Genomic DNA, 22,275 nt, shown 5'->3' with positions numbered 1-22,275 from the left:
CGCCCTATCCCATCAGCCCGGGGTTGAACACGCCGCGCGGGTCGAATTTCTGTCGAATCCCCTGTGTCAGAGCCGCAATGCCCTGCGGTTCCGGCTGAAACCGGCCTAGCCGGGCAAAAGTATCGGCCCCGGCCCGCACCAGCGTGGCGTGGCCGGAAAACGCGCCGATGCGCGCGCGCAGGTCGGTGCCTGCGGGCACCAGCGCCCAGATCAGCCCCCCGCCCCAGTCGAACAAGGTCCGATCGGCCTCGGCCCGCGCGGCGATTTCGGGCGCATCCCCGGGTTTGACCGAGATCCGCCAGACATCGCCTGGCGTGTCGGCAAAATCGACCGCATCGCGGATCCTCTGCCACAGCTCAGCCGATGGCTCGACCAGATCAACCGCGCCAAACTGGCCCAGCAGGTCCTGCAGGCGCCCGGTGCGATACGAGACGGACGCAGCAAACCCCTCGATCCGGATCAAGGCGCGCTGCTGCTGCGGATCATAGGCTGCTCCGGAGACTTCAAAGGGTGATTTCAGCGCCTCGGACAGGATGCGAACCGCAGTCGCGGCGTCCTTGGCGGGTACGGCCAGCGTCGCGCTGGCCTCGGGTTTGGGCAGCACCTTCAGCGACACCTCGGTCAGCACGCCCAGCGTGCCCCAGGACCCGGCCATCAGCTTGACCAGGTCATAGCCGGTGACGTTCTTCATCACCCGGCCGCCATTCTTGATGATCTGCCCTCGCCCGTCGACAAAGCGCACGCCCAACAGGAAATCGCGGCAGGCCCCGGCCTGGATCCGGCGCGGCCCCGAGACGTTGGCGGCCACGACACCGCCGATCGTGGGCGCGCCCGAGGACCCCAGCAGGGCGCGATGGTCCATCGGCTCGAACGCCAGTTGCTGGCCTTCGGCCTCCAATGCCGCCTCGATCTCGGCCAGCGGCGTTCCGGCCTGCGCAACAAGCGTCAGCGCCCCGGGCTCGTACAGGGTGATCCCGCGCAGCCCTTCGGTGCCCAGCACCCGGTCGGGGCTGGTCACACCGCGCGTGCCGCCACCGAGAACGCGTATCGGTTCGTTCAGGCCGGTCACGATTTCGGCCAGTTCAGACTCTGATTCAGGTCTCATTGCGAGGTCCGTTCTGTCTTGGGATTCATTCCGCCGCCATCGGCACGACGCGTCGGTCCGCGCTGGCATCCAGCGGGAACACCTTGGCGGGGTTCAGCAGCCATTTCGGGTCGAACACGTCCTTGACGGCCATCTGCGCCTCAAGGTCCTGAGGCGCGTATTGATGATGCATCAGGTCGCGCTTCTCGATGCCCACCCCATGCTCGCCGGTCAGGCAGCCGCCGGCATCCACGCACAGTTTCAGGATCTCGGCCCCGAAGGCCTCACATTTTTCCAGATCGCCGGGCTTGTTCGCATCGAACAGGATTAACGGGTGCATGTTGCCGTCGCCGGCATGGAACACGTTGCCGACCGCCAGCCCGAATTCCTTGCTCAGTTCGCCGATGCGGCGCAGCACCTCCGGCAGGGCCGACACTGGGATCGTGCCGTCCAGGCACATATAGTCGTTGATCTGCCCCATCGCACCAAAGGCCGATTTCCGACCCAGCCAGATGCGGGCGCTTTCCTCGGCCGACTGGCTTTCGCGCAGCTCGACCGGGTTGTGGCGTTTGGCGATCTCTACGATCTTGGCCAGCTGGCTGTCGATCTCGGCGTCCGAGCCTTCGACCTCGACGATCAGCAGCGCCTCGCAGTTCGGATAGCCGGCATGGGCAAAATTCTCGCAGGCCTCGATGCACAGCCGGTCCATGAACTCGATCGCCACGGGCAGGATACCCGACTTGATAATGTCCGAAACGCATTCGCCCGCCACCGCATTGTCATCAAAACCCATCAGGACCGGGCGCGCGCCCTCGGGCTTGCGCAGGATGCGCAGCGTCGCCTCGGTGACGACCCCCAGCTGCCCTTCCGAGCCGCAGATCACGCCCAACAGGTCCAGCCCGCCGCAATCCAGATGCGCGCCGCCGATCTCGACCACGCGGCCATCCATCAGCACCATGGTCACGCCCAGCAGGTTGTTGGTGGTCACGCCGTATTTCAGGCAATGCGCGCCGCCAGAGTTCATCGCGATATTACCCGCGATGGCGCAGGCCAGCTGCGACGACGGATCGGGCGCATAGAAGAAATCCTCCTCTTCGACCGCGCCGGTGACGCTTAGATTGGTGCGGCCGGTCTGCACGCGGATGAAGCGGTTGTCATAGTCGACCTCGAGCACCTCGTTCATGCGGGCCACGCCCAGGATCACGCAATCGGCGGTGGGCAGCGCCCCACCGGCCAGCGAGGTCCCAGCCCCGCGCGGCACGACCGGCACGCCTTCGTCATGGCAGATGCGCAGAATGTCCGAGACCTCCTGCGTCGAGGACGGCAGAACCGCGATCATCGGCGCGCATTTGTAGGCGGTCAGGGCGTCGCACTCATAGGCGCGGGTTTCGGCCGGGTCCGCGATGATCGCGTCTTCGGGCAGGACCTGCCGCAGACGGGCAAGCACGTTAGCCTTGCGGGCCAGAACGTCGGGGTTGGGCTTTGGCATGTCCATGGCGGGTCCTCCAGTTTGGTAAAATAATATTACCAATTTCTGCATCTGGCAAGTTGCCTTCGTCGGACGTACTGTCGCGCCATGACATTGACCGAACGCGCCCTGCTGTTTTCGCCTCTGGACTACGCCGCCGTCCTGTTGTTGCTGATCGCCTGGCAATGGATGGGCTGGCGGATCGAGAACCCCGCGCCAGGCAAGCGCTCGGTCGCGGTGATGATGGACGAATTCCGCCGCTGCTGGATGCGCGAAATGGTGACCCGCCAGCCCCGCATGTTCGACGCCCAGGTCGTGGGCACGATGCGTCAAGGCAGCACGTTCTTTGCCTCGACCACAATGATCGCCATCGGGGGCGGGCTGGCCCTTCTGGGCAATACCGAGCGGCTGTCGGGTGTCGCCAAGGATCTGGCGATAGGCAGCGCGCCGGCCATGGTGTGGGAGGTCAAGATCCTGACCGTGCTGCTGTTTTTGTCGAATGCCTTTCTGAAATACGTCTGGGCGCACCGGTTGTTCGGCTACTGCGCGGTGCTGATGGCGGCGGTGCCGAACGACCCCGAGGATCCGCTGGCCTATCCCCGCGCGGCGCAGGCAGCCGAGATCTGCGTGACCGCCGCGCGCAGCTTCAACCGCGCCCTGCGCGCCACCTATTTCGCGCTGGCTTCGCTGGCCTGGATCCTGGGCCCGATCGCGCTGATCATCGGCACGCTTCTGACGCTGGGAGTCCTGTACCGGCGCGAGTTTGCCTCGCATTCCCGCGCGATCCTGCTGAGCCTGCCGCCGGACACGCAGACGTGATCGCGCCCCGCCCGATCAGACCCTAGACTGGCGAGATGCGACACCTGATCATCTGCCTGTTTCTGGCCGCCCCGGCCCTCGCCGACCCGCCGACGGTCGAAAATGTCACCGCGACGCGCACAGGCGAGACCTGGCGATTCGACGTGACCATCCGCCATCCCGATACCGGGTGGGACCACTATGCCGATGGCTGGCGCGTTCTGGCAATGGACGGGACCGAGTTGGGGATGCGAGTGCTGCATCACCCGCACGAGACCGAGCAGCCCTTTACCCGGTCGCTGGGCGGAGTCGCGATCCCCGAAGGCGCGAACCAGGTCCAGGTCCAGGCCCGGTGCAGTGTCGATGGCTGGAACGCGGACACCACGCTTGTGATGTTGGAATAATCGTCAGAACACGCCCAGCGACAGCCCGGCGCCAAGCGCTGCGCCGATCTCGCGGCATTTGTCCAGTTCATCCTCGGGGATGGTCTTTTCCGCCAATATCGCCTCGGGCGTCTGGGCATGGGTGCAGACAATGAGGGGCGGCTGCACCTCTTTCAGGCGCCAACCGGTGGTGATGCGCGCCAGTTGCCGCGCCGCGTTCTGACCGTCGGACCCGGCGCAGATCATCTGCGCATAGGGCCGCCCCTCGATCCTGCCCAGAACCGGGTAGTAGCAGCGGTCGAAGAAATCCTTCATGACGCCTGACAGCGCTGCCAGGTTCTCGGGCGCGCAAAAGACGTATCCGTCGGCCGCCAACAGATCGTCGGACCCCGCCTGCGCGGCGGGCTTCAGGCTGACCTCGGCCTCGGCGCTGGCCGCCTGTGCGGCCGCCTCGGCCATCTGTCGGCTGCCGCCGGTGCGCGAATGGTAGACGATCAGTAGACGGGCCACAGCGGTCAGGCCCGATGATACGGGCCGCCCGACAGGATCGTCGCGGCACGATAGAGTTGTTCGGACAGCATCACCCGGACCAGCATATGCGGCCAGACCATCGCGCCGAAAGAGATCGAGAAATCGGCTTCGGTCCGTAGCTCCGGGTCGATCCCGTCGGCGCCGCCGATGACAAAGGCCAGATCCTGCCGGCCCATGTCACGCCACCCGGCCAGCTTCTGCGCGAAATCGGGTGACGACATCACCTTTCCTCGCTCGTCCAATGTGCAGATCACCGCCCCGCCGGGCAGCGCCTTGCGCAGCAAGGCGGCCTCGGCGCCCATACCGGCGTTCTTCTTGTCTTCGACCTCGATCACGCGCGCAGGCCCCAAACCCAGGCCGCGGCCGGTCCGTTCGAAACGGGTCAGATAGTCGTCAAGCAGGGTCTTCTCCGGTCCGGCGCGCAATCGCCCGACCGCACAAATACTGATACGCATCTCGCTCTCGCCGCCGGCCCTTCAATACGGGCCGGGATGGCGCCTCAGTTGGCCGAGGCGCTGCCGCCCTGAGGCAGCCACATCTTTTCCAGCTGGTAGAATTCGCGCACTTCGGGGCGGAAGATATGGACGATCACATCCCCCGTATCGATCAGCACCCAGTCGCCGGCATCCTTGCCTTCGACCTTCGAGGTGAACCCGAATTCCTGCTTGATGCGATCCGTCAGCTTTTCCGACATCGCCGACACCTGACGCGTCGACCGGCCCGAAGCGATGACCATGTAGTCGGCCACCGAGGATTTTCCGCGCAGATCGATCTGCACGACGTCTTCGGCCTTGTCGTCGGAAAGAGAGGAAAGAACGCGCTCAAGCAGCTTTTCGCTGATTGGCTGAGACTGGGCCATCACCGTGGCCCCATCGTCGGCGGGCAAACCCGCCTGTGTATGCAGAGACAGGACATGGTCCTCCTTGATAAAGCGCCGCCAAACCCCGGCGCCGGGGTAGTAATAAGGTAGCAAGCCGATTGCAACAATTCAATGAATCGCGGGCCGTGTGCGCACAGGCGTGATCACTCCGTGTCGATTTGTTGCGCAACCACGCCGGTCTGCCCCTGACCCAGAAGGCGCACCTCGCGCTGCGGGAAGGGGATCGAGATGCCCTCGGCCTTGAACGCGTCCCACAGCGCCAGATAGACATTGCCGCGGATGTTGGTCAGGCCGGCGGTCGGGTCGCGGATCCAGAACCGCAACACGTAGTCGACGCTGCTGTCGCCGAATCCGGTGATGTGGCAGACCGGTTCGTGCTTGCCGCCGCTCAGCACGCGCTTGACCGTTTTCACCGTCCGCACGGCGGTCTCGCGCACCGTGTGCGGATCGTCGCCATAGCTGGTGCCGAAGGTCAGATCCAGCCGGACGAACTCGTCGGAATGGGACCAGTTCACCACCTGTCCGGTAATCAGATCCTCGTTCGGGATCAGGTATTCGCGCCCGTCGCGGGTGACGACCGAGACATAGCGAGCGCCCAGCGCGTTGATCCAGCCGAACGTGTCGCCCAGCGAGATCACGTCGCCCGGCTTGATCGACCGGTCCATCAGGATGATGATCCCCGAGATCAGGTTCGACACCACCTTCTGCAAGCCGAAACCGATGCCCACGCCCACCGCGCCGGACAGCAGCGCGATCCCGGTCAGGTCGAAGCCCAGCGTGCGGATCCCGACCAGAAAGACCAGCCCGTACAGAGCCACCTGGATGCCCTTGGCCAGCAGAACCTGCATCGAGGGCGAGATGTCGTCGTTGCTTTTCAGCCCCCGTTCAGCCGCCCGGGTGCCCAGTCGGGCCAGAACCAGCAACGTGCCAATCAGCAAGATTGCCTTGAGGATCCCGAGAACCGAGATGTGCATCTCTCCGATCGTGATCGCGACCCCGTCCAGAAACTCGGCCACGTCGTCGGTCAGGCTCAGTGCCACCAGCGTAGCATAGACCCACATCGACCAGCGAAAGATACGCCGGATCGTGCGGTTGCGTACAAGATGCGACAGCAGCGCAATGACCAGCCACGCGGTTGCCAGCGTTGCCAGAACGCCGATGATATAGCTTCGCGACGGCCATGTGACCTGCTGCATCACCAGGTAGACGCTCCAGGACAGAAGCACGAAATAGACCAATGTCAGCCGCCGCATGAACTGGACCAGAGTCCGTAGCCGCCATTTGGGCCAGCCGCTTCGCGCCCTTGCCCATGTTTCCCATCTGCCAAGTGTGGCGGCCTTCAGAACAAAGGACGCGGCCACCAGAAGCAGCACGATCAACAATTGATACTGACGCCATCCCGGGGTCACGATCAGCTCGATCAGTGCTCCGAACTGAAGCAGGAATGCCTCGACCATTGTATCGAACAGCTCGGAAATCGAGCGGGGGATCAAGTCGTTGTCCAATCGCGCCTCCTGCCTGCCAGATTGACCAGCTATGCGCCGGTATGCAAGGCACTTGGCGGCCACTGGATTGAACCTTGATTGACAGGCGCTCGCGATATATCTGGATCGCATGAGATTAAATCAGGCCCCTGCTCCCAACCTGCAAGACCGCGCGCGCCTGCGTGAACGGTTCTTCGGGGCCGCCCGCACGGTTCTGGCCCGCCTATAATCGGCGCCCAGCCACTCGCCAGCATTTCTCAATACAGACGGGAGAGGACCGATGTCCCCCAAAACACTCTATGACAAGATCTGGGATGCCCATGTCGTGCACGAAGCCGACGATGGTACCTGCCTTCTTTATATCGACCGCCACCTGGTGCACGAAGTGACCAGCCCGCAGGCGTTCGAAGGCCTGCGCATGGCAGGCCGCAAGGTGCGTGCGCCGGAAAAAACGATCGCCGTGCCGGACCATAACGTGCCCACCACACCCGATCGCGTGAACGGGATCGAAAACCCCGAATCGCGCATTCAGGTCGAAGCGCTGGACAAGAACGCCCGCGATTTCGGCATTCACTACTACCCGGTGAATGACATTCGTCAGGGCATCGTTCACATCGTGGGCCCCGAACAGGGCTGGACCCTGCCGGGCATGACCGTGGTCTGCGGCGACAGCCACACCGCCACTCACGGCGCTTTCGGCGCGCTGGCCCACGGCATCGGCACCTCCGAGGTCGAGCATGTTCTGGCCACTCAGACGCTGATCCAGAAGAAATCCAAGAACATGAAGGTCGAGATTACCGGCAAACTGCAGCCGGGCGTGACCGCCAAGGACATCACCCTGGCTGTGATCGGCGAAACCGGCACCGCCGGCGGCACCGGCTATGTGATCGAATATTGCGGCGAGGCGATCCGCGACCTGTCGATGGAAGGCCGCATGACGGTCTGCAACATGGCAATCGAGGGTGGCGCACGGGCCGGCCTGATCGCGCCGGACGAAAAGACATTCGAATACGTCAAAGGCCGCCCGCACGCCCCGAAGGGCGCGCAGTGGGAGGCCGCTCTGGCCTGGTGGAAGACGCTCTATTCCGATGACGACGCCCATTGGGACAAGGTCGTCACCATTCGCGGCGAGGACATCGCCCCCGTGGTCACCTGGGGCACCAGCCCCGAAGACGTTCTGCCGATCACCGCCACCGTACCCAACCCCGAGGATTTCGAGGGCGGCAAGGTCGAGGCCGCGCGCCGTTCGATCGAATACATGGGTCTCAAGCCGGGCCAGAAGCTGAGCGACATCGAGATCGACACGGTCTTCATCGGCTCCTGTACCAACGGCCGGATCGAGGATCTGCGCGCCGCCGCCGAGATCCTGAAGGGCAAAAAGATCAAGGACGGCATCCGCGCCATGGTCGTGCCCGGCTCGGGTCTTGTCCGCGCTCAGGCCGAAGAGGAAGGCATCGCCGAGATCTTCAAGGAGGCCGGCTTTGAGTGGCGCCTTGCGGGCTGCTCGATGTGTCTGGCCATGAACCCCGACCAACTGCAGCCCGGCGAACGCTGTGCTGCCACCTCGAACCGCAATTTCGAGGGCCGTCAGGGACGTGGCGGGCGCACCCATCTTCTCAGCCCGGCCATGGCTGCCGCCGCAGCAATCACTGGAAAGCTGACAGATGTGCGCGAATTGATGTAAGCTTCCCTCATCATTGATTTTTTGAGGGAGAGAATGAAATGAGTGATTGGGTCAAATGGCTCCTGATGGGGCTGCTGTCGGTCGTGTTCGGCATCTTCGTGCTGGGCGCGCCCATCGTGGCATCGGTGGCGGTGACCGTGGTCACCGGGGCGCTGTTGCTGGTCTCGGGCGTGCTGCAGGTCGTGGGCGGGTTCTCGGTGGAAGGCACCGGCAACAAGATCCTGGCCTTCATCATGGGCGCCGTGATGCTGTTTCTGGGCTGGTCCTTCCTGGATCATCCGCTGCAGGGCGTTCTGACGCTGGCCACGGTGGTGATGATCCTGTTCATCGCCGGCGGTCTCGCCCGGATCATCCTGTCGTTCCAGATGCGCGGCACGCAGTATTTCTGGCCCACGCTCATTTCCGGCCTGCTGTCCCTGGCGCTGGCCGCCTACATCATGGCCAATGCCTCGGTCGGACTGGCGCTCAGCCTGCTGGGTATCCTTCTGGGTATCGAGATGCTGTTCAACGGGTTCGGCCTGATCTTCATGGCGTTCTTCGTCAAGAACGCCGGCAACGAAACGACGGAAGCGAAACAAGCTTGAAACGCGGGGCATGGGGCCGGGCCTCTCCCGCAGGAGTGTGAACATGGAAAAGTTTGAAAAAGTCCACGGCGTGGCCGCCCCCATGCCCCTGATCAACATCGACACCGATATGATCATCCCCAAGGTCCACCTGAAAACGATCAAACGGTCGGGCCTGGGCGTCGTGCTGTTCGACGAAATGCGCTATCACGATGACGGGCGCGAAAACGAAGAGTTCGTTCTGAACAAACCCGCCTATCGCAACGCCGAGATCCTGGTGGCCGGCGACAATTTCGGCTGCGGCTCGTCGCGCGAACACGCGCCATGGGCGATCAAGGATTTCGGCATCAAGGTCATCATCTCGACCAGCTTCGCCGACATCTTCTTCAACAACTGCTTCAAGAACGGCATCCTGCCGATCGTGGTCGAGGACGAGCATCACGCCATCCTGATGGAAGACGCCCACAAGGGCGAAAACGCCCGCATGACCGTGGACCTCGAAGAGCAGAAGATCGTCACCTCGGACGGGGTCGAGATCACCTTCGACATCGACCCGCACCGCAAGCACTGCCTGCTCAACGGCCTGGACGATATCGGCCTGACCATGGAGAAGGCGCATCACATCGATCAGTTTGAATCCCAGGCCAGCCAGGCCCGCCCCTGGGTGTGACGCGGGCGGCGAATCTGCCGACACTCAACCAGACGGGGTCGCCGCGGCGGCCCCGTTCGCGTCTTAGGGGTTGACGGTCAAGCAACCACAACATGTAGTCGCGCCCGACAAGCCAGCGACGATTCTGCGGCGCAATTGATGCAAAGCCGCACCAGTTTCGCCATCATTTTGCCCGAAATCACCTGTTTTCTGCCCACCGGCTTGAGCGAAATGCCGCTTATCGCTGATGATGGCGTCAAACGGCATCCGCCATTTGGGAATGGGCGGGCACAAGTTGGAATTGAGTCGGCAAAGAAACGACGGGTCCGGTTTGGAAAGGGTTCGGATAGTGATTGCACGCACAACAGGGGCGGCAGTTCGTGGGATTTTGGTGGCGCTTCTGGTGCTGACCCCCGCGCTGTATCTGCCGGTCTCGGCCACTAACGGTACCGAAGTTGTCGTCTTCGTCGCCATCCTGGCGTTCATCCTGACCTTTGCCGAATACAACTCGACCTTCCCCAGCTTCATCGAATTCCGCGACGCACCGCCCGTAAACCGGCTGAGGTTCGTCGGGCTGATGTCGATGGTGTCGATCCTGACCTTGATCTGCAAGAACGCCTACACGCCCACGGAGCTGTCCAGCGCCGCCTATTCCGTGGGCCTGGCCGTGGCCAATGTCGTCGACTTCCCCTATTCGCCGGTTCGCCTGGTGGTCCTGATGCTGCCGGCCGAGGCCAGCGCACCGCTGACCGAACTGGTCCGCATCACCGCAAGCGTCGCCTATGTCGCGGCGCTGGTGACGATCGCCAGCTTCGTCTATGCGGTCAGGGTCCGGGGATGGCCCACGGGGAACGGGGCGTTCAACGTCTGGACCAACCTGCCCCTGTTCGACCCGACCAAGGGCGGGGACGTGGTGACCCGCCTGCAACGCGACGGGCGCCTGAACATTTCGATCGGCATCCTGCTGCCGTTCCTGATCCCTGCGCTGATCAAGCTGCTGACCAACGTCATCGATCCGCTGACCCTGGCCAATCCGCAGACCCTGATCTGGACCATGAGCGCCTGGGCCTTCCTGCCCGCCAGCATGATCATGCGCGGCATCGCCACGCTGCGGATCGCCGGGCTGATCGTCGAAAAGCGGCGCGCCTATTCCACCTCCGAGGCCACCCAGACCGCATGATCCGCATTCTGGTTCTGGCGCTGCTGCCTTTTGCGGCCCAGGCCGATTCCCTGCGCGTGGCCAGCTTCAACACCGAGTTGCAGCGCGATGGGCCGGGGCTGATGCTGCGCGACATCCGCAAGGAGACACCGCAGGTCCGCGCCGTCGTCGATGTTCTGCTGGCCACTGCGCCGGATATCGTCGCCCTGCAGGGGCTGGACTGGGACCATGACAACGTGGCTCTGTCGGCGTTGGCCGATCTGCTGGCGGCGGCGGGTCTGGATTATCCCTATCGGTTCGCCCGTCAGCCCAATTCGGGGTTGATGACCGACCTCGACATGGACGGAGACGGCAGGCTTGGCGGGTCGGGCGATGCGCAGGGCTGGGGGCGATTCACCGGCAACGGGGGGATTGCCGTCCTGTCCCGGTATCCGATCATCGAAGATCAGATCGCAGACCACTCGGCCCTGCTGTGGCAAGATCTGCCCGGCGCAACGCTTCCCAGCCGGGACGGCGCCCCGTTTCCCTCGCAGCAGGCACAATCGGTCCAACGCCTGTCCTCGACCGCGCATTGGGTCGTTCCGATCGACACGCCGCAGGGCCGGTTGACCCTGATGACCTTCCACGCCACCCCGCCCGTCTTTGACGGCCCCGAGGACCGCAACGGCCTGCGCAACCGCGATGAAATCCGGTTCTGGTCCGTTCTTCTGCGGGGCGATCTGGGGCCGGCGCCGACCCGCCGCTTCGTAATCGCCGGGGATGCCAACCTGGACCCCGGGCGCGGCGAAGGCCACATCGAGGCCCTGCGCGCCCTGCTGACAAACCCGTTGCTGCAGGATCCGCGACCGACGGATGCAACCGGCGCAGACACGACCGTCACCTGGAAAACCGTCGGAGACCGCCGCGTCGACTATGTTCTGCCATCGGCGGATTGGGTGGTCGAAGATGCCGGCGTGTTCTGGACCGGAGCGGACGGTCAACCCCATCCCGCGGCCCGGGCGGCAAGCCGGCACCGGCTGGTCTGGGTCGACCTGACCAGAGCGGGCGCGCAGGACCGGCAGGCCGGCACCGACTGAAGCGCCGCCCACCCCTGCTGACCTGCGCCCGCATGACGCGTGATACCTGGGCAAAACGGTCGGAACGCCTCATTGACCAGATGCCCCGCAAACGCTAGGCCCGGTTCTGAAAAACGCAAGGAGACCGCTCATGTCCAACCCCTCGCTCCTCATCCTGCCCGGAGACGGAATCGGCCCCGAAGTGATGACCGAAGTGCGCAAGATCATCGACTGGTTCGGCGCCAGGCGCGATCTGAAATTCGACGTGAGCGAGGATCTGGTCGGCGGTGCCGCCTATGACAAGCACGGCGTTCCTCTGGCGGATGAGACGATGGCCAAGGCGCAAGAGGTCGACGCGGTTCTGCTGGGCGCCGTAGGCGGCCCGAAATACGACGATCTGGATTTCAGCGTGAAGCCCGAGCGCGGCCTGCTGCGCCTGCGCAAGGAGATGGACCTGTACTCGAACCTGCGCCCGGCCCAGTGCTTTGACGCGCTGGCCGATTTCTCGTCGCTGAAAAAGGACGTGGTCGCCGGCCTCGACATCATGATCGTGCGCGAGTTGACCTCGGGCGTCTATTTCGGCGAGCCGCGCGGCATCTTCGAGGAAGGCAATGAACGCGTGGGCATCAACACCCAGCGCTACACCGAATCCGAGATCGAGCGGGTCGCGCGTTCGGCTTTTGAGCTGGCGATGCGCCGCAACAAGAAGCTGTGCTCGATGGAAAAGGCCAACGTGATGGAATCGGGCATCCTGTGGCGCGAGGTGGTGACCCGCGTGGGCAAGGATTACCCCGAGGTCGAGCTGAGCCACATGTATGCCGACAACGGCGCCATGCAGCTGGTGCGCGCGCCCAAGCAGTTCGACGTGATCCTGACCGACAACCTGTTCGGCGACATCCTTTCGGACTGCGCGGCGATGCTGACCGGGTCGCTGGGCATGCTGCCTTCGGCCTCGCTGGGGGCGCCCATGGCCAACGGCCGGCCCAAAGCGTTGTACGAGCCCGTCCACGGCTCGGCCCCCGACATTGCCGGGCAGGGCAAGGCCAACCCGATCGCCTGCATCCTGAGCTTTGCCATGGCGCTGCGCTATTCCTTCGACCAAGGGGCCGAGGCCGACCGTCTGGAAGCCGCCATCGAGAAGGTGCTGGCCGATGGTGTCCGTACCGCCGATCTGCTGGCCGAAGAAGGCGTGCAGCCGGTGTCGACCACCGAGATGGGCGACGCGATCGTCGCCGCGCTGGACGCCAGCCTCTGAGCTTTGATCCGGGCGGCGCCGCGCGCCGCCCGTCCGATCATCCGCGGCCTAGTTGCCGCCGAAGATATCCTTCAACAGATTGTCGACCGCCCGCGCGAAACTGCCCTGCTGTCTGCGGCGGGGCTGGGATTGCTGCGTGGTCTGAACCGGAGCCGCCGGCGCCAGCATCGGCAGGGGCGTGGGGGTCATGCCCTCGGTCACGCGCAGCATGGTTTCCCGCCAGATCTCGGCCGGCAACCCGCCGCCGGTGACGCCTTTCAGGGGCGTATTGTCGTCATAGCCCATCCAGACGCCGGCCACATAATCGGCAGTGAAGCCGATGAACCACGCATCCCGCGCGGCCTGGGTCGTACCCGTTTTGCCCGCCACCTGCCATCCGGGCAGCTTGGCCCGCTGACCGGTGCCTTCGGACACCACTCGCTCCATCATCCAGATCAGCTGTTTGGCGGCCTCGTCGCGGATCACCCGTTCGCCGATCCCGGTCGTCGTCACCATCACCGGCGTGTCATCGCCCAGCAGCTTCAGCTCGGTCAGGCCATAGGGTTCCACCGCCGAGCCCCCGTTCAGGATACCCGCATAGGCGCCGGTCATCTCGATCAGCGTGCTTTCCGACGCGCCCAGCGCCAGCGCAGGACCCGCCGCCAGATCGCTTTGGATGCCGAAGCCGCTGGCCACCGTGCGCACATTGTCCAGCCCGGCCACCTCGGCCACCTTGACGGCCGGAATGTTCAGCGAGTTCTTGAGCGCATCCGCCAGCGTAACACGACCGTAGAACTTGTTGGTATAGTTCTTGGGGCACCACTGGCCGGACCCCGGGATGTCGATGCAATAGGGCTCGTCCACCACCGTGGCCAGCGGTGAGTAGCCAAGCTCCAGCGCGGTGGCATAGACGAAGGGTTTGAACGAGGACCCGGTCTGGCGCAGCGCCTGCGTCGCGCGGTTGAACGCGCCCGACACCTTGGTCTTGCGCCCGCCCACCATGGCCCGGACCGCACCATCGGCCGACATCACCACGATCGCGGCCTGCGCCTTCGACCCTTCGCTGACCTTTTCGTCGAACACCTGTTTCAGCGCCGCCTCGGCCGCCTGCTGGATCCGCTGGTCCAGCGTGGTCTTGATCACCACGTCCTCGGTGGTGTTGCGGGTAAAGAACTCGGGGCCGCTGGCCATGACCCAGTCGGCAAAATAACCGCCAGCGCGCGCGGCGGCGGCCTCGGACAGCTCGGCCGGGTTGTTGCGCGCCGCGGTCGCCTGTGACGCGGTCAGGTAACCCTGATCCTCCATCAGGCTGATCACCACCTTGGCCCTGTCTTGCGAGCGCTGCAGGTTGTTGGTGGGCGCATAGCGCGTGGGCGCCACCAACAGCCCCGCCAGCATCGCCGCCTCGGCCGCGTCGACCTCGGCCGCGGACTTGCCAAAATAGCGCTGGCTGGCCGCCTCGAACCCGCGTGCGCCGGCCCCCAGAAATGCCCGGTTCAGATAGATGGTCAGGATCTCGTCCTTGGAATACTTGACCTCCATCGCCATCGCGTAAATCGCTTCCTTAGCCTTGCGCCACAGCGACCCCTGGCGGCAGTCAGCCTCATACGCCGCTTCCGACTCCCACTGGCTCGGATCATACGGGACACCCAGACACAGCAGCTTGGCCGTTTGCTGGGTGATGGTGGACCCACCATGCCCCGACAGCGGCCCGCGCCCTTCCGACAGGTTGATCCTAACCGCGCTGGCGATGCCGCGCGGGCTGATGCCGAAGTGACGATAGAACCGCTTGTCCTCGGTGGCGATGACCGCGTTCTTCAGATGGGGTGACACGGTATCGGCGGTGATGACGCCGCCGAACTGATCACCGCGCCAAGCGAAGACCTTGCCGTCGCGGTCCAGCAGGGTGACCGACCCACGCGCGCGCCCGTCCAGCAGGGCATCGACCTCGGGCAACGTGCTGTAGACGACGCCGACCGCCAGCGCAATCAACAGCGCCACCACCGCCCCCACGCGCCAGGTCAGGCCCCAGATCAGCCGTCCGATCCATCGGAGCAGCCGGCGAAAGAAACCGCCCTGCCCGCCACCCGAACGCTTGCGCCGGGTTTTGCGCGTTGTGGTCTTGCGCGCCGTCGCCTTCTTGCCCGCCGGTTTCGCCGACCGCTTGGTAGACGCGGTCTTGCGGCCTCCGGACGGATACCGTTTGTCCGCCACCAGCGGTTTTCGACGCTTGGACTCAGTCATGCTCAAACTCTGCCCGTTTTTGCTTTTGTGGCACCATACCGTGCTGTCGCGCCCATGTAGAGGTGTGAAATAGCAGCAATTCCCCTCTCACATTTGCCTGTTTTTTGATCACTTCACATATTTTGTGCAAAAAATGTGCAACTTTGACCCTCTTCCCCAGCGTCTTTTTGCCGAAATCGTTCCTTGAGCGGCCATGTCGGGCTCTTTTTCTGCAGGTGCAAAGCCGGACCCACCGGAACAGAAGAGGGGAAAGACGTGAAACTGATCATTGCGACAATCAAGCCGTTCAAGCTCGAGGAGGTGCGCGAGGCACTGACCGAGGCGGGCGTGCGCGGCATGATGGTGACTGAGATCAAGGGCTTCGGCTCGCAATCCGGTCACACCGAAATCTATCGGGGTGCCGAATACGCGGTGAACTTCGTGCCCAAGATCAAGCTGGAAATCGTGGTGCCTGCCGCGATGACAGACCAGATCGTCGAGACCATCACCAAAACCGCCAAGACCGGCAAGATCGGCGACGGCAAGATTTTTGTCCTCGATGTCGAGCAGGCCCTGCGCGTGCGGACCGGGGAACTCAACGAAGAGGCGCTCTGAGCGCCGCCACCGACAATCATTCGAGGACTGAACATGAACCTGATGAAATCACTCATCCCTGCCGCCGCGATCGTCGCGCTGCCGCAGATGGGCCTGGCGCAGGAGACCGCCGCAACCGGCGAAACCGCGCAGCATACGCAATATATCCTGACTTCGCTGCTGTTCCTGATGGGCGGCTTCCTGGTGTTCTGGATGGCCGCGGGCTTTGCCATGCTCGAGGCCGGTCTGGTGCGCTCCAAAAACGTGGCCATGCAGCTGGTCAAGAACATCGGCCTGTTTTCTTTTGCAGCCATCATGTACTGGCTGGTCGGCTTCAACCTAATGTATCCGGGCGACGGCTGGACCATCACCGGCATTCTGGGTGCCTTCTCGCCCACCTCGTTGGAACCGGTCGGCCTTGAAGGCGTCGAAACCGATCTGTCCTATGCGTCGGTCGGTTCGGACTTCTTCTTCCAGCTGATGTTCTGCGCCACCACCGCCTCGATCGTGTCGGGCACCATGGCCGAGCGGGTCAAGCTGTGGCCCTTCTTCATCTTCGTGATCGTCCTGACCGGTGTCATCTACCCGATCGAAGCCTCGTGGCAGTGGGGCGGCGGCTGGCTGTCCGAAATGGGCTTCAGCGATTTCGCAGGCTCGACCCTTGTGCATGCCGCAGGTGGCTTTGCCGCACTGGCCGGTGCGATCGTGTTGGGCCCCCGGATCGGCAAGTACAGCAAGGACGGAAAGGTCGTTCCGATCCCCGGCTCGAACCTTGCGCTTGCCACCCTGGGTACGTTCATCCTGTGGCTGGGCTGGTTCGGTTTCAATGGCGGCTCGCAGCTGGCCATGGGCACGATCGGCGACATGGCTGACATCAGCCGCATCTTCGCCAACACCAACATGGCCGCAGCCGCCGGCGCCGTCGCTGCCCTGATCCTGACCCAAGTGATGTATGGCAAGGTCGACCTGACCATGGTGTTGAACGGCGCGCTCGCCGGGCTGGTCTCGATCACCGCGGAACCGCTGGCACCGTCGCTGTTCCAGGCACTGATCATCGGCGGCATCGGTGGCGTGATCGTGGTCTACACCGTGCCGCTGCTGGACAAGATGAAGATCGACGACGTGGTCGGCGCCATCCCGGTTCACCTGATCGCGGGCTTCTGGGGCACCTTCATCGTGGCCTGGACCAATGGCGACGCGTCCTTCGTGACCCAGATCATCGGCTTTGCGGCCATCGGGATCTTCGTCTTCGTGGTGAGCTTCATCCTGTTCTCGATCCTCAAGGCCACCGTCGGCCTGCGGGTCGGCGAGGAAGAAGAGATCAACGGCCTCGACATGGGCGAGCTGGGCATGGAAGCCTATCCCGAGTTCTCGAAGGGCTGAGCCCTTTTCAAACCAAACAAAAAACCCGGGCATTCGTGCCCGGGTTTCTTTTTTGAGAAATGTCTGAGCTCAGACGCCGACGTCGATGATGGCCTTGGCCAGGATCGGCACGGTGGCCTCGTTCAACCCGGCGATGTTCATGCGGCTGTCGCCGACCATGTAGATGCCGTGTTCGACCCGCAGCTTCTCGACCAGCTCGGGCGCGGCGCCCAAGCGCGAGAACATGCCGCGATGCTGGGCCAGGAAGCCGAACCGGTCCGATCCGCTCAGCCGCTGCAGCTCATCCGCCAGTTGGCGGCGCAGGCCCAGCATCGACAGGCGCACCTCTTCCAGTTCGGCCATCCAATCAGCGCGCAGGCCCTCATCCATCAGGATCGTGGTCACCACGCGCGCGCCGTGATCCGGCGGGAACGAATAGTTCTGGCGGTTCAGAAACGCCAGCGTGCCCTGGTTCAGCGCGGTCTGGCCCGCATCGGCGCTGACAGCCATCAGCAGGCCGGTGCGCTCGCGGTAGACACCGAAATTCTTCGAGCAAGACGCCGCGATCAGGCATTCCTTGACCGAAGAAGCGACCAGCCGGGTCGCCTGCGCATCCTCGTTCAGACCGTCGCCAAAGCCCTGATAGGCGATGTCGATCATCGCCACCAAGCCGCGGTCGTTGATCAGGTTCACCACCTCTTGCCACTGCACCATGTTCAGGTTGGCGCCGGTCGGGTTGTGACAGCAACCATGCAACAGCACCACGTCGCCCGCCTTGGCAGTCTTGAGGTCCTCGATCATTCCGTCGAAATCGACGCCGCGGGTTTCCTCGTCGAAATAGCGGTAGGCGACGGTTTCGATGCCCAGATAGTTCAGGATCGAGATGTGATTGGGCCAGGTCGGGTTCGACACGAACACCCGGGCCGAGGGGTTGGCCATGCGGATCAGTTCGAACGCCTGACGGCAGGCACCGGTGCCGCCCGGGGTGGCCACGGCGGCAATATTGGCGCGCGGCACGCTGGTGCCCAGTATCAGCGCGATCATCGCATCGGCATAGGCCGGGTCACCGGCCAGCCCGGTATAGGCCTTGGTCTGCTGTTCTTCCCAGATGCGATGCTCGGCGGCCTTGACCGCGCGCATGACGGGCGTCACGCCCTCGGCATTCTTGTAGACGCCGACGCCCAGGTCGATCTTCTGCTCGCGCGGGTCATCGCGATACATCTGCATCAGCGCCAGGATCTTGTCGGCTGGCTGCGGCTTGAGGTTCTCGAACATCAGGAGTCTCCGGTTGCGACGGGCAGGGTCGGGAAGGCGCCCCATTCGGCCCAGCTGCCGTCATAAAGTGCATGGTCTTTCTTGCCCATGCGCTCGAGCGCAAGGCTGAGGATCGCGGCGGTCACGCCCGACCCGCAGGTGGTGATCGCAGGTTTCGACAGATCGACGCCTGCGGCTTCGAACACCGCGCGGCAGTCCTCGGGCGATTTCATGGTGCCATCGGGGTTCAGCAACTGTCCGAAGGGCACGTTGCGCGAGCCGGGGATGTGCCCTGCCCGCAAACCTTCGCGCGGTTCGGGCTGGGTTCCGGCGAAACGGTCGGCCGCGCGGGCGTCGATGATTTCGTGATCGGCCAGCTTGGCGGCGGCCGATACCTGGGTCACGTCGCGGACCAGGTGGTTCTGCACACGCACGGTCATGTGGCGGTCACGGATGACGGGGGGCAGATCCTCGATCTCGCGCCCTTCGGCGACCCATTTGGGCAGGCCGCCGTCCAGAACCGCGATGTTCTCTTGCCCCATCAGGCGGAACAGCCACCAGACCCGCGCCGCCGAAAACAGGCCCGCGCCGTCATAGACCACAACCTGATGGCCGTCGCCCACGCCCATGGCCCGCAGGCGCGACATGAATTTCTCGACCGGAGGGGCCATGTGCGGCAGGTCCGAGCGGTGGTCCGAAATCTCGTCGATGTCGAAGAACCGTGCGCCGGGAATATGTCCGGCCTCGTACTCGGCCGGGGCGTCGCGCCCTTGCTGCGGCAGGTACCACGAGGCGTCGAGGATCCGCAGATCCGGGTCCTTTAGGTGGGCGGCCAGCCATTCGGTGGAAACCAGGGTTTTTGGATCGTCCAGCATCAAAGCCTCCCCTATACGCGCAAGGATTTCCCTATACGCGCAAGGGTGCGGGTTCAAGGCTGGATCGGGTCCCTGCGGCCCTATCGCACCCGTCGCAGGCGGAAATGCTGGATGATGCCGATCACGCTGATGGCGATCCAGAAGCTTTCGATCAGCATTGAGGCCAGGTTGAAGTTCTGCAGCAGCGAATAGACGATCAAAACCGACCCCACCAGGTTGACCACCGGAAAGGCCAGATCGTCGGAATTCATCATCCGCATCTGGGTGGCGAAATAGGCCGCAACCACGATCAGCGCCCCGAAGGACCCGATGCCATCGGCCAGCGTCAGGCCGTTCAGGAATTCCGCCATCAGGTTGTCCCTTTCTGCCGTATCAACCGGCCGCAGCGGTCGCGGGCCGATGTCCGTAGTGATGCATGTTCAGAAACGCCGCGCCCTCGGGCCCGGCGCGATAGCCATGCGGCAGGTCGGCCGGAAAGCGCAGCCCCTGGCCCGCGCTCAGCGGCACCCATTCGCCGTTCCGCAGCACCTCGAGCGCGCCGCTCAGTACAAAGACTTCCTCGGTTACGCCGGCGGCATGGGCGGGGGATTCGTGGCATTGGTTGCGGTCCAGTTCGACGTGAAAGGTCTCGGCCCCCAGAACCGGGTCGAAGGGAAAGACGATCTTGACCTTCAGACTGCCCGGAAAGGTCACGGTGCGGAACCGGGCCGCATCCGCCGGGTCGCGCAGGGCGCTGGTGCCGATCAGCGCGCTCAGCGGCATCTGGAACCCCTTGGCGATCTTCCACAGCGTCGCGATGGTGGGGCTTGATTCTCCGCGTTCGATCTGGCCCAGCATGGCCTTGCTGACCCCGGTCAATTCGGCCGCTTTGGCCAGGCTCAGCCCCGATGCCGTCCGGACGTCTCTGAGTTTCAGGGTGATGTCGTCCGATTCCATGGCCACGTCCCGCGATTTACCTTGTGCGTTATAACGCACATGTGCTACGTGCGCTATAACGCACGCAACCCTGGTTTTGCAACCGGGCAAAAGGGAAACAGCATCATGCCAATGTACCGATCCAGAACTTCGACCCATGGCCGCAACATGGCCGGTGCCCGCGGCCTGTGGCGCGCCACCGGGATGGGAGACGACGATTTCGGCAAGCCGATCATCGCCATCGTCAACTCGTTCACGCAATTCGTGCCGGGGCACGTCCACCTCAAGGATCTGGGTCAGATGGTCGCCCGCGAGGTCGAGGCCGCCGGCGGTGTAGCCAAAGAGTTCAACACCATCGCCGTCGATGACGGCATCGCCATGGGCCATGACGGGATGCTGTATTCGCTGCCCTCGCGCGAGATCATCGCCGACAGCGTCGAATACATGGTCAACGCACACTGCGCCGATGCGATGGTCTGCATCTCGAACTGCGACAAGATCACCCCGGGCATGCTGATGGCGGCGATGCGGCTGAACATCCCGGCCATCTTTGTCTCGGGCGGCCCGATGGAGGCCGGCAAGATCGACATTGCTGATCTGGATGTGAAGAAGATCGACCTGGTCGATGCCATGGTCGCCGCCGCCGATGACAAATACACCGACGAGCAGGTCAAACATATCGAAGAAAACGCCTGCCCCACTTGTGGGTCGTGCTCGGGCATGTTCACGGCGAATTCGATGAACTGCCTGGCCGAGGCGCTGGGCCTGGCGCTGCCGGGCAACGGCTCGACCCTGGCCACCCATGCCGACCGCAAGGAGTTGTTCCTGGAAGCCGGTCGCCGCATCGTCGAGATCACCAAGCGTCACTATGAACTGAACGAAAAAGGCTTCCTCCCACGCGAGATCGCGACCTTCGAGGCCTTCGAAAACGCCATGAGCCTGGACATCGCCATGGGTGGCTCGACCAACACGGTGCTTCACCTGCTGGCCATCGCGCATGAGGGCGGGGTGAATTTTACCATGTCCGACATGGACCGGCTCAGCCGCAAGGTGCCCTGCCTGTGCAAGGTCGCGCCCAACACTGAAAACGTCCACATGGAGGACGTGCACCGCGCGGGCGGCATCTTCTCGATCCTGGGTGAGCTGAGCCGCGCCGGTCTGCTGCATGACGACTGCTGTACGGTGCATTCGGCCACAATGGCCGAGGCGATCGCCAACTGGGACATCAAGGTGACCAACAACCCCAAGGCGCAGGAGTTGTTCAAGGCCGCGCCGGGCGGTGTGCGCACGACACAGGCGTTCAGCCAGTCGAACCGCTACAAGGAACTGGACACAGACCGGGCAAACGGCGTGATTCGGTCCAAGGAACATGCGTTCAGCCAGGATGGCGGTCTGGCCGTTCTGTTCGGCAACATCGCGCGCGACGGCTGCATCGTGAAGACCGCAGGTGTGGATGAGAACATCCTGAAATTCACCGGCACCGCCTATGTCTGCGAAAGCCAGGACCAGGCGGTGAACGACATCCTGACCGGCAAGGTCAAGGAAGGCGACGTGGTCGTGATCCGGTATGAAGGCCCCCGCGGCGGGCCGGGAATGCAGGAGATGCTGTACCCGACCTCGTACCTGAAATCCAAGGGCCTGGGCAAAGCCTGTGCGCTGCTGACCGACGGGCGGTTCTCGGGCGGCACCTCGGGCCTGTCGATCGGCCACGTCTCGCCCGAGGCGGCCGAAGGCGGCGAGATCGGTCTGGTGCAGAACGGGGACACGATCGAGATCGACATCCCCAACCGCTCGATCCACCTGGCCGTATCCGACGAGGAACTGGCCGAACGCCGCAAGGCGCAGGACGCGAAAGGCTGGGAGCCGGCCCAGCCGCGCAAACGCAAGGTGTCCACGGCGTTGAAGGCCTATGCGAAGCTGGCCACCAGCGCCGCAAAAGGCGCCGTGCGCCAGGTCTGAATCCTGCCGGCCCGTGCTATGCGGGCCGCACTGCCCCCTGACCCCGAAGGGCTCCCGCGCCTGAGTGGATCCATCGGCTGCGCCGCTGCCTCCGTCAGCCTTGGGCCGGGCGCCGCGCTGT

At 64.0% G+C, this 22,275-nt stretch carries 23 protein-coding genes; 12 read left to right on the top strand and 11 right to left on the bottom strand.

What is annotated here, in order from left to right; all coding sequences use genetic code 11:
* Positions 1-4: 4 nt before the first annotated feature.
* Both AC2FME_RS16435 and AC2FME_RS16430 read right to left on the bottom strand, forming a co-directional pair.
* The gene (locus AC2FME_RS16435) at positions 5-1,105 is read right to left on the bottom strand and encodes an FAD-binding protein (RefSeq protein WP_496801009.1); all 1,101 of its coding nucleotides are present in this window, start codon (positions 1,103-1,105) and stop codon (positions 5-7) included.
* Positions 1,106-1,130: 25 nt separating this feature from the next.
* Positions 1,131-2,579, bottom strand: coding sequence for an FAD-linked oxidase C-terminal domain-containing protein (locus tag AC2FME_RS16430; RefSeq protein ID WP_496801008.1), 1,449 nt, complete (start codon positions 2,577-2,579; stop codon positions 1,131-1,133).
* A gap of 81 nt (positions 2,580-2,660) precedes the next feature.
* Here AC2FME_RS16430 and AC2FME_RS16425 point away from each other — a divergent pair, with 81 nt between their 5' ends.
* Both AC2FME_RS16425 and AC2FME_RS16420 read left to right on the top strand, forming a co-directional pair.
* Positions 2,661-3,371 (top strand): DUF599 domain-containing protein, encoded by a 711-nt coding sequence (locus AC2FME_RS16425; protein WP_496801007.1) that lies wholly within the window; start codon positions 2,661-2,663, stop codon positions 3,369-3,371.
* Positions 3,372-3,406: 35 nt separating this feature from the next.
* The gene (locus AC2FME_RS16420; protein ID WP_496801006.1) at positions 3,407-3,754 is read left to right on the top strand and encodes a hypothetical protein; all 348 of its coding nucleotides are present in this window, start codon (positions 3,407-3,409) and stop codon (positions 3,752-3,754) included.
* A 3-nt stretch (positions 3,755-3,757) separates the two neighbouring features.
* Here the strand turns inward: AC2FME_RS16420 and AC2FME_RS16415 are convergent, their stop codons facing one another.
* The 4 genes from AC2FME_RS16415 to AC2FME_RS16400 form a co-directional block, all read right to left on the bottom strand.
* Positions 3,758-4,243 (bottom strand): flavodoxin family protein, encoded by a 486-nt coding sequence (locus AC2FME_RS16415; protein ID WP_496687465.1) that lies wholly within the window; start codon positions 4,241-4,243, stop codon positions 3,758-3,760.
* A gap of 5 nt (positions 4,244-4,248) precedes the next feature.
* Positions 4,249-4,719 carry a 23S rRNA (pseudouridine(1915)-N(3))-methyltransferase RlmH gene (gene rlmH / locus AC2FME_RS16410; RefSeq protein ID WP_496801005.1) on the bottom strand — a complete coding sequence of 157 codons (471 nt, stop codon included), beginning with the start codon at positions 4,717-4,719 and terminating at the stop codon, positions 4,249-4,251.
* A 44-nt stretch (positions 4,720-4,763) separates the two neighbouring features.
* On the bottom strand, positions 4,764-5,123 hold the full coding sequence (gene rsfS / locus AC2FME_RS16405; protein ID WP_149775947.1) for a ribosome silencing factor: 360 nt from the start codon (positions 5,121-5,123) through the stop codon (positions 4,764-4,766).
* Positions 5,124-5,287: 164 nt separating this feature from the next.
* The gene (locus tag AC2FME_RS16400) at positions 5,288-6,601 is read right to left on the bottom strand and encodes a mechanosensitive ion channel family protein (RefSeq protein WP_496687666.1); all 1,314 of its coding nucleotides are present in this window, start codon (positions 6,599-6,601) and stop codon (positions 5,288-5,290) included.
* Between the two features lie 157 nt (positions 6,602-6,758).
* Between AC2FME_RS16400 and AC2FME_RS16395 the strand changes: the two genes are divergently transcribed.
* The 7 genes from AC2FME_RS16395 (at position 6,759) to leuB (ending at position 12,993) form a co-directional block, all read left to right on the top strand.
* A complete protein-coding gene (locus tag AC2FME_RS16395; protein WP_496680530.1) occupies positions 6,759-6,857 on the top strand; it encodes an isopropylmalate isomerase in 99 nt (32 codons plus the stop codon).
* A 51-nt stretch (positions 6,858-6,908) separates the two neighbouring features.
* Complete coding sequence (gene leuC / locus AC2FME_RS16390; RefSeq protein WP_496801004.1) at positions 6,909-8,312, top strand: 3-isopropylmalate dehydratase large subunit; 1,404 nt, start codon at positions 6,909-6,911, stop codon at positions 8,310-8,312.
* A 38-nt stretch (positions 8,313-8,350) separates the two neighbouring features.
* The gene (locus tag AC2FME_RS16385) at positions 8,351-8,896 is read left to right on the top strand and encodes an HdeD family acid-resistance protein (protein ID WP_005979425.1); all 546 of its coding nucleotides are present in this window, start codon (positions 8,351-8,353) and stop codon (positions 8,894-8,896) included.
* A gap of 43 nt (positions 8,897-8,939) precedes the next feature.
* On the top strand, positions 8,940-9,545 hold the full coding sequence (gene leuD, locus AC2FME_RS16380) for a 3-isopropylmalate dehydratase small subunit (RefSeq protein WP_496801003.1): 606 nt from the start codon (positions 8,940-8,942) through the stop codon (positions 9,543-9,545).
* Between the two features lie 328 nt (positions 9,546-9,873).
* On the top strand, positions 9,874-10,704 hold the full coding sequence (locus AC2FME_RS16375) for a hypothetical protein (RefSeq protein WP_496801002.1): 831 nt from the start codon (positions 9,874-9,876) through the stop codon (positions 10,702-10,704).
* A complete protein-coding gene (locus AC2FME_RS16370; protein ID WP_496801001.1) occupies positions 10,701-11,759 on the top strand; it encodes an endonuclease/exonuclease/phosphatase family protein in 1,059 nt (352 codons plus the stop codon). Before AC2FME_RS16375 ends, AC2FME_RS16370 begins: the two co-directional genes overlap by 4 nt.
* A 130-nt stretch (positions 11,760-11,889) precedes the next feature.
* Positions 11,890-12,993: a 3-isopropylmalate dehydrogenase gene (leuB, locus tag AC2FME_RS16365; protein ID WP_496680539.1), complete on the top strand. Its 1,104-nt coding sequence runs from the start codon at positions 11,890-11,892 to the stop codon at positions 12,991-12,993.
* Between the two features lie 48 nt (positions 12,994-13,041).
* Here leuB and AC2FME_RS16360 read toward each other — a convergent pair whose 3' ends face one another.
* Positions 13,042-15,216, bottom strand: coding sequence for a transglycosylase domain-containing protein (locus AC2FME_RS16360; RefSeq protein WP_496801000.1), 2,175 nt, complete (start codon positions 15,214-15,216; stop codon positions 13,042-13,044).
* A 255-nt stretch (positions 15,217-15,471) separates the two neighbouring features.
* Here AC2FME_RS16360 and AC2FME_RS16355 point away from each other — a divergent pair, with 255 nt between their 5' ends.
* Together AC2FME_RS16355 and AC2FME_RS16350 are read left to right on the top strand one after the other, a co-directional pair.
* A complete protein-coding gene (locus AC2FME_RS16355; RefSeq protein ID WP_093963790.1) occupies positions 15,472-15,810 on the top strand; it encodes a P-II family nitrogen regulator in 339 nt (112 codons plus the stop codon).
* Positions 15,811-15,843: 33 nt separating this feature from the next.
* Positions 15,844-17,172 carry an ammonium transporter gene (locus AC2FME_RS16350; RefSeq protein ID WP_496687448.1) on the top strand — a complete coding sequence of 443 codons (1,329 nt, stop codon included), beginning with the start codon at positions 15,844-15,846 and terminating at the stop codon, positions 17,170-17,172.
* A gap of 69 nt (positions 17,173-17,241) precedes the next feature.
* On the opposite strand, the gene AC2FME_RS16345 is transcribed toward AC2FME_RS16350, so the two are convergent.
* From AC2FME_RS16345 to AC2FME_RS16330, 4 genes are all read right to left on the bottom strand, one after another.
* The gene (locus AC2FME_RS16345) at positions 17,242-18,426 is read right to left on the bottom strand and encodes an amino acid aminotransferase (RefSeq protein WP_496680544.1); all 1,185 of its coding nucleotides are present in this window, start codon (positions 18,424-18,426) and stop codon (positions 17,242-17,244) included.
* On the bottom strand, positions 18,426-19,280 hold the full coding sequence (sseA, locus tag AC2FME_RS16340; protein WP_496800999.1) for a 3-mercaptopyruvate sulfurtransferase: 855 nt from the start codon (positions 19,278-19,280) through the stop codon (positions 18,426-18,428). Before sseA ends, AC2FME_RS16345 begins: the two co-directional genes overlap by 1 nt.
* Positions 19,281-19,360: 80 nt before the next feature.
* Complete coding sequence (locus AC2FME_RS16335) at positions 19,361-19,630, bottom strand: CBU_0592 family membrane protein (RefSeq protein ID WP_496680547.1); 270 nt, start codon at positions 19,628-19,630, stop codon at positions 19,361-19,363.
* Between the two features lie 22 nt (positions 19,631-19,652).
* The gene (locus tag AC2FME_RS16330; RefSeq protein WP_496712594.1) at positions 19,653-20,216 is read right to left on the bottom strand and encodes a helix-turn-helix domain-containing protein; all 564 of its coding nucleotides are present in this window, start codon (positions 20,214-20,216) and stop codon (positions 19,653-19,655) included.
* A gap of 105 nt (positions 20,217-20,321) precedes the next feature.
* Here AC2FME_RS16330 and ilvD point away from each other — a divergent pair, with 105 nt between their 5' ends.
* On the top strand, positions 20,322-22,154 hold the full coding sequence (gene ilvD / locus AC2FME_RS16325) for a dihydroxy-acid dehydratase (RefSeq protein ID WP_496800998.1): 1,833 nt from the start codon (positions 20,322-20,324) through the stop codon (positions 22,152-22,154).
* Positions 22,155-22,275 lie beyond the last annotated feature (121 nt).

It is taken from the genome of Ruegeria sp. BHSC026 (assembly GCF_059613065.1).
The sequence above is the reverse complement of the archived record's forward strand: the minus strand, read 5'-3'. Positions and strand labels throughout refer to the sequence as shown.

What these genes read in the sequence shown, in the direction of transcription:
- AC2FME_RS16435 (WP_496801009.1), bottom strand. Translation starts at nt 1,105, where the DNA reads ATGAGACCTGAATCAGAGTCTGAACTGGCCGAAATCGTGACCGGCCTG.
- AC2FME_RS16430 (WP_496801008.1), bottom strand. Translation starts at nt 2,579, where the DNA reads ATGGACATGCCAAAGCCCAACCCCGACGTTCTGGCCCGCAAGGCTAAC.
- AC2FME_RS16425 (WP_496801007.1), top strand. Translation starts at nt 2,661, where the DNA reads ATGACATTGACCGAACGCGCCCTGCTGTTTTCGCCTCTGGACTACGCC.
- AC2FME_RS16420 (WP_496801006.1), top strand. Translation starts at nt 3,407, where the DNA reads ATGCGACACCTGATCATCTGCCTGTTTCTGGCCGCCCCGGCCCTCGCC.
- rlmH (WP_496801005.1), bottom strand. Translation starts at nt 4,719, where the DNA reads ATGCGTATCAGTATTTGTGCGGTCGGGCGATTGCGCGCCGGACCGGAG.
- rsfS (WP_149775947.1), bottom strand. Translation starts at nt 5,123, where the DNA reads ATGGCCCAGTCTCAGCCAATCAGCGAAAAGCTGCTTGAGCGCGTTCTT.
- AC2FME_RS16400 (WP_496687666.1), bottom strand. Translation starts at nt 6,601, where the DNA reads ATGGTCGAGGCATTCCTGCTTCAGTTCGGAGCACTGATCGAGCTGATC.
- AC2FME_RS16395 (WP_496680530.1), top strand. Translation starts at nt 6,759, where the DNA reads ATGAGATTAAATCAGGCCCCTGCTCCCAACCTGCAAGACCGCGCGCGC.
- leuC (WP_496801004.1), top strand. Translation starts at nt 6,909, where the DNA reads ATGTCCCCCAAAACACTCTATGACAAGATCTGGGATGCCCATGTCGTG.
- AC2FME_RS16385 (WP_005979425.1), top strand. Translation starts at nt 8,351, where the DNA reads ATGAGTGATTGGGTCAAATGGCTCCTGATGGGGCTGCTGTCGGTCGTG.
- leuD (WP_496801003.1), top strand. Translation starts at nt 8,940, where the DNA reads ATGGAAAAGTTTGAAAAAGTCCACGGCGTGGCCGCCCCCATGCCCCTG.
- AC2FME_RS16370 (WP_496801001.1), top strand. Translation starts at nt 10,701, where the DNA reads ATGATCCGCATTCTGGTTCTGGCGCTGCTGCCTTTTGCGGCCCAGGCC.
- leuB (WP_496680539.1), top strand. Translation starts at nt 11,890, where the DNA reads ATGTCCAACCCCTCGCTCCTCATCCTGCCCGGAGACGGAATCGGCCCC.
- AC2FME_RS16360 (WP_496801000.1), bottom strand. Translation starts at nt 15,216, where the DNA reads ATGACTGAGTCCAAGCGTCGAAAACCGCTGGTGGCGGACAAACGGTAT.
- AC2FME_RS16350 (WP_496687448.1), top strand. Translation starts at nt 15,844, where the DNA reads ATGAACCTGATGAAATCACTCATCCCTGCCGCCGCGATCGTCGCGCTG.
- AC2FME_RS16345 (WP_496680544.1), bottom strand. Translation starts at nt 18,426, where the DNA reads ATGTTCGAGAACCTCAAGCCGCAGCCAGCCGACAAGATCCTGGCGCTG.
- sseA (WP_496800999.1), bottom strand. Translation starts at nt 19,280, where the DNA reads ATGCTGGACGATCCAAAAACCCTGGTTTCCACCGAATGGCTGGCCGCC.
- AC2FME_RS16335 (WP_496680547.1), bottom strand. Translation starts at nt 19,630, where the DNA reads ATGGCGGAATTCCTGAACGGCCTGACGCTGGCCGATGGCATCGGGTCC.
- AC2FME_RS16330 (WP_496712594.1), bottom strand. Translation starts at nt 20,216, where the DNA reads ATGGAATCGGACGACATCACCCTGAAACTCAGAGACGTCCGGACGGCA.
- ilvD (WP_496800998.1), top strand. Translation starts at nt 20,322, where the DNA reads ATGCCAATGTACCGATCCAGAACTTCGACCCATGGCCGCAACATGGCC.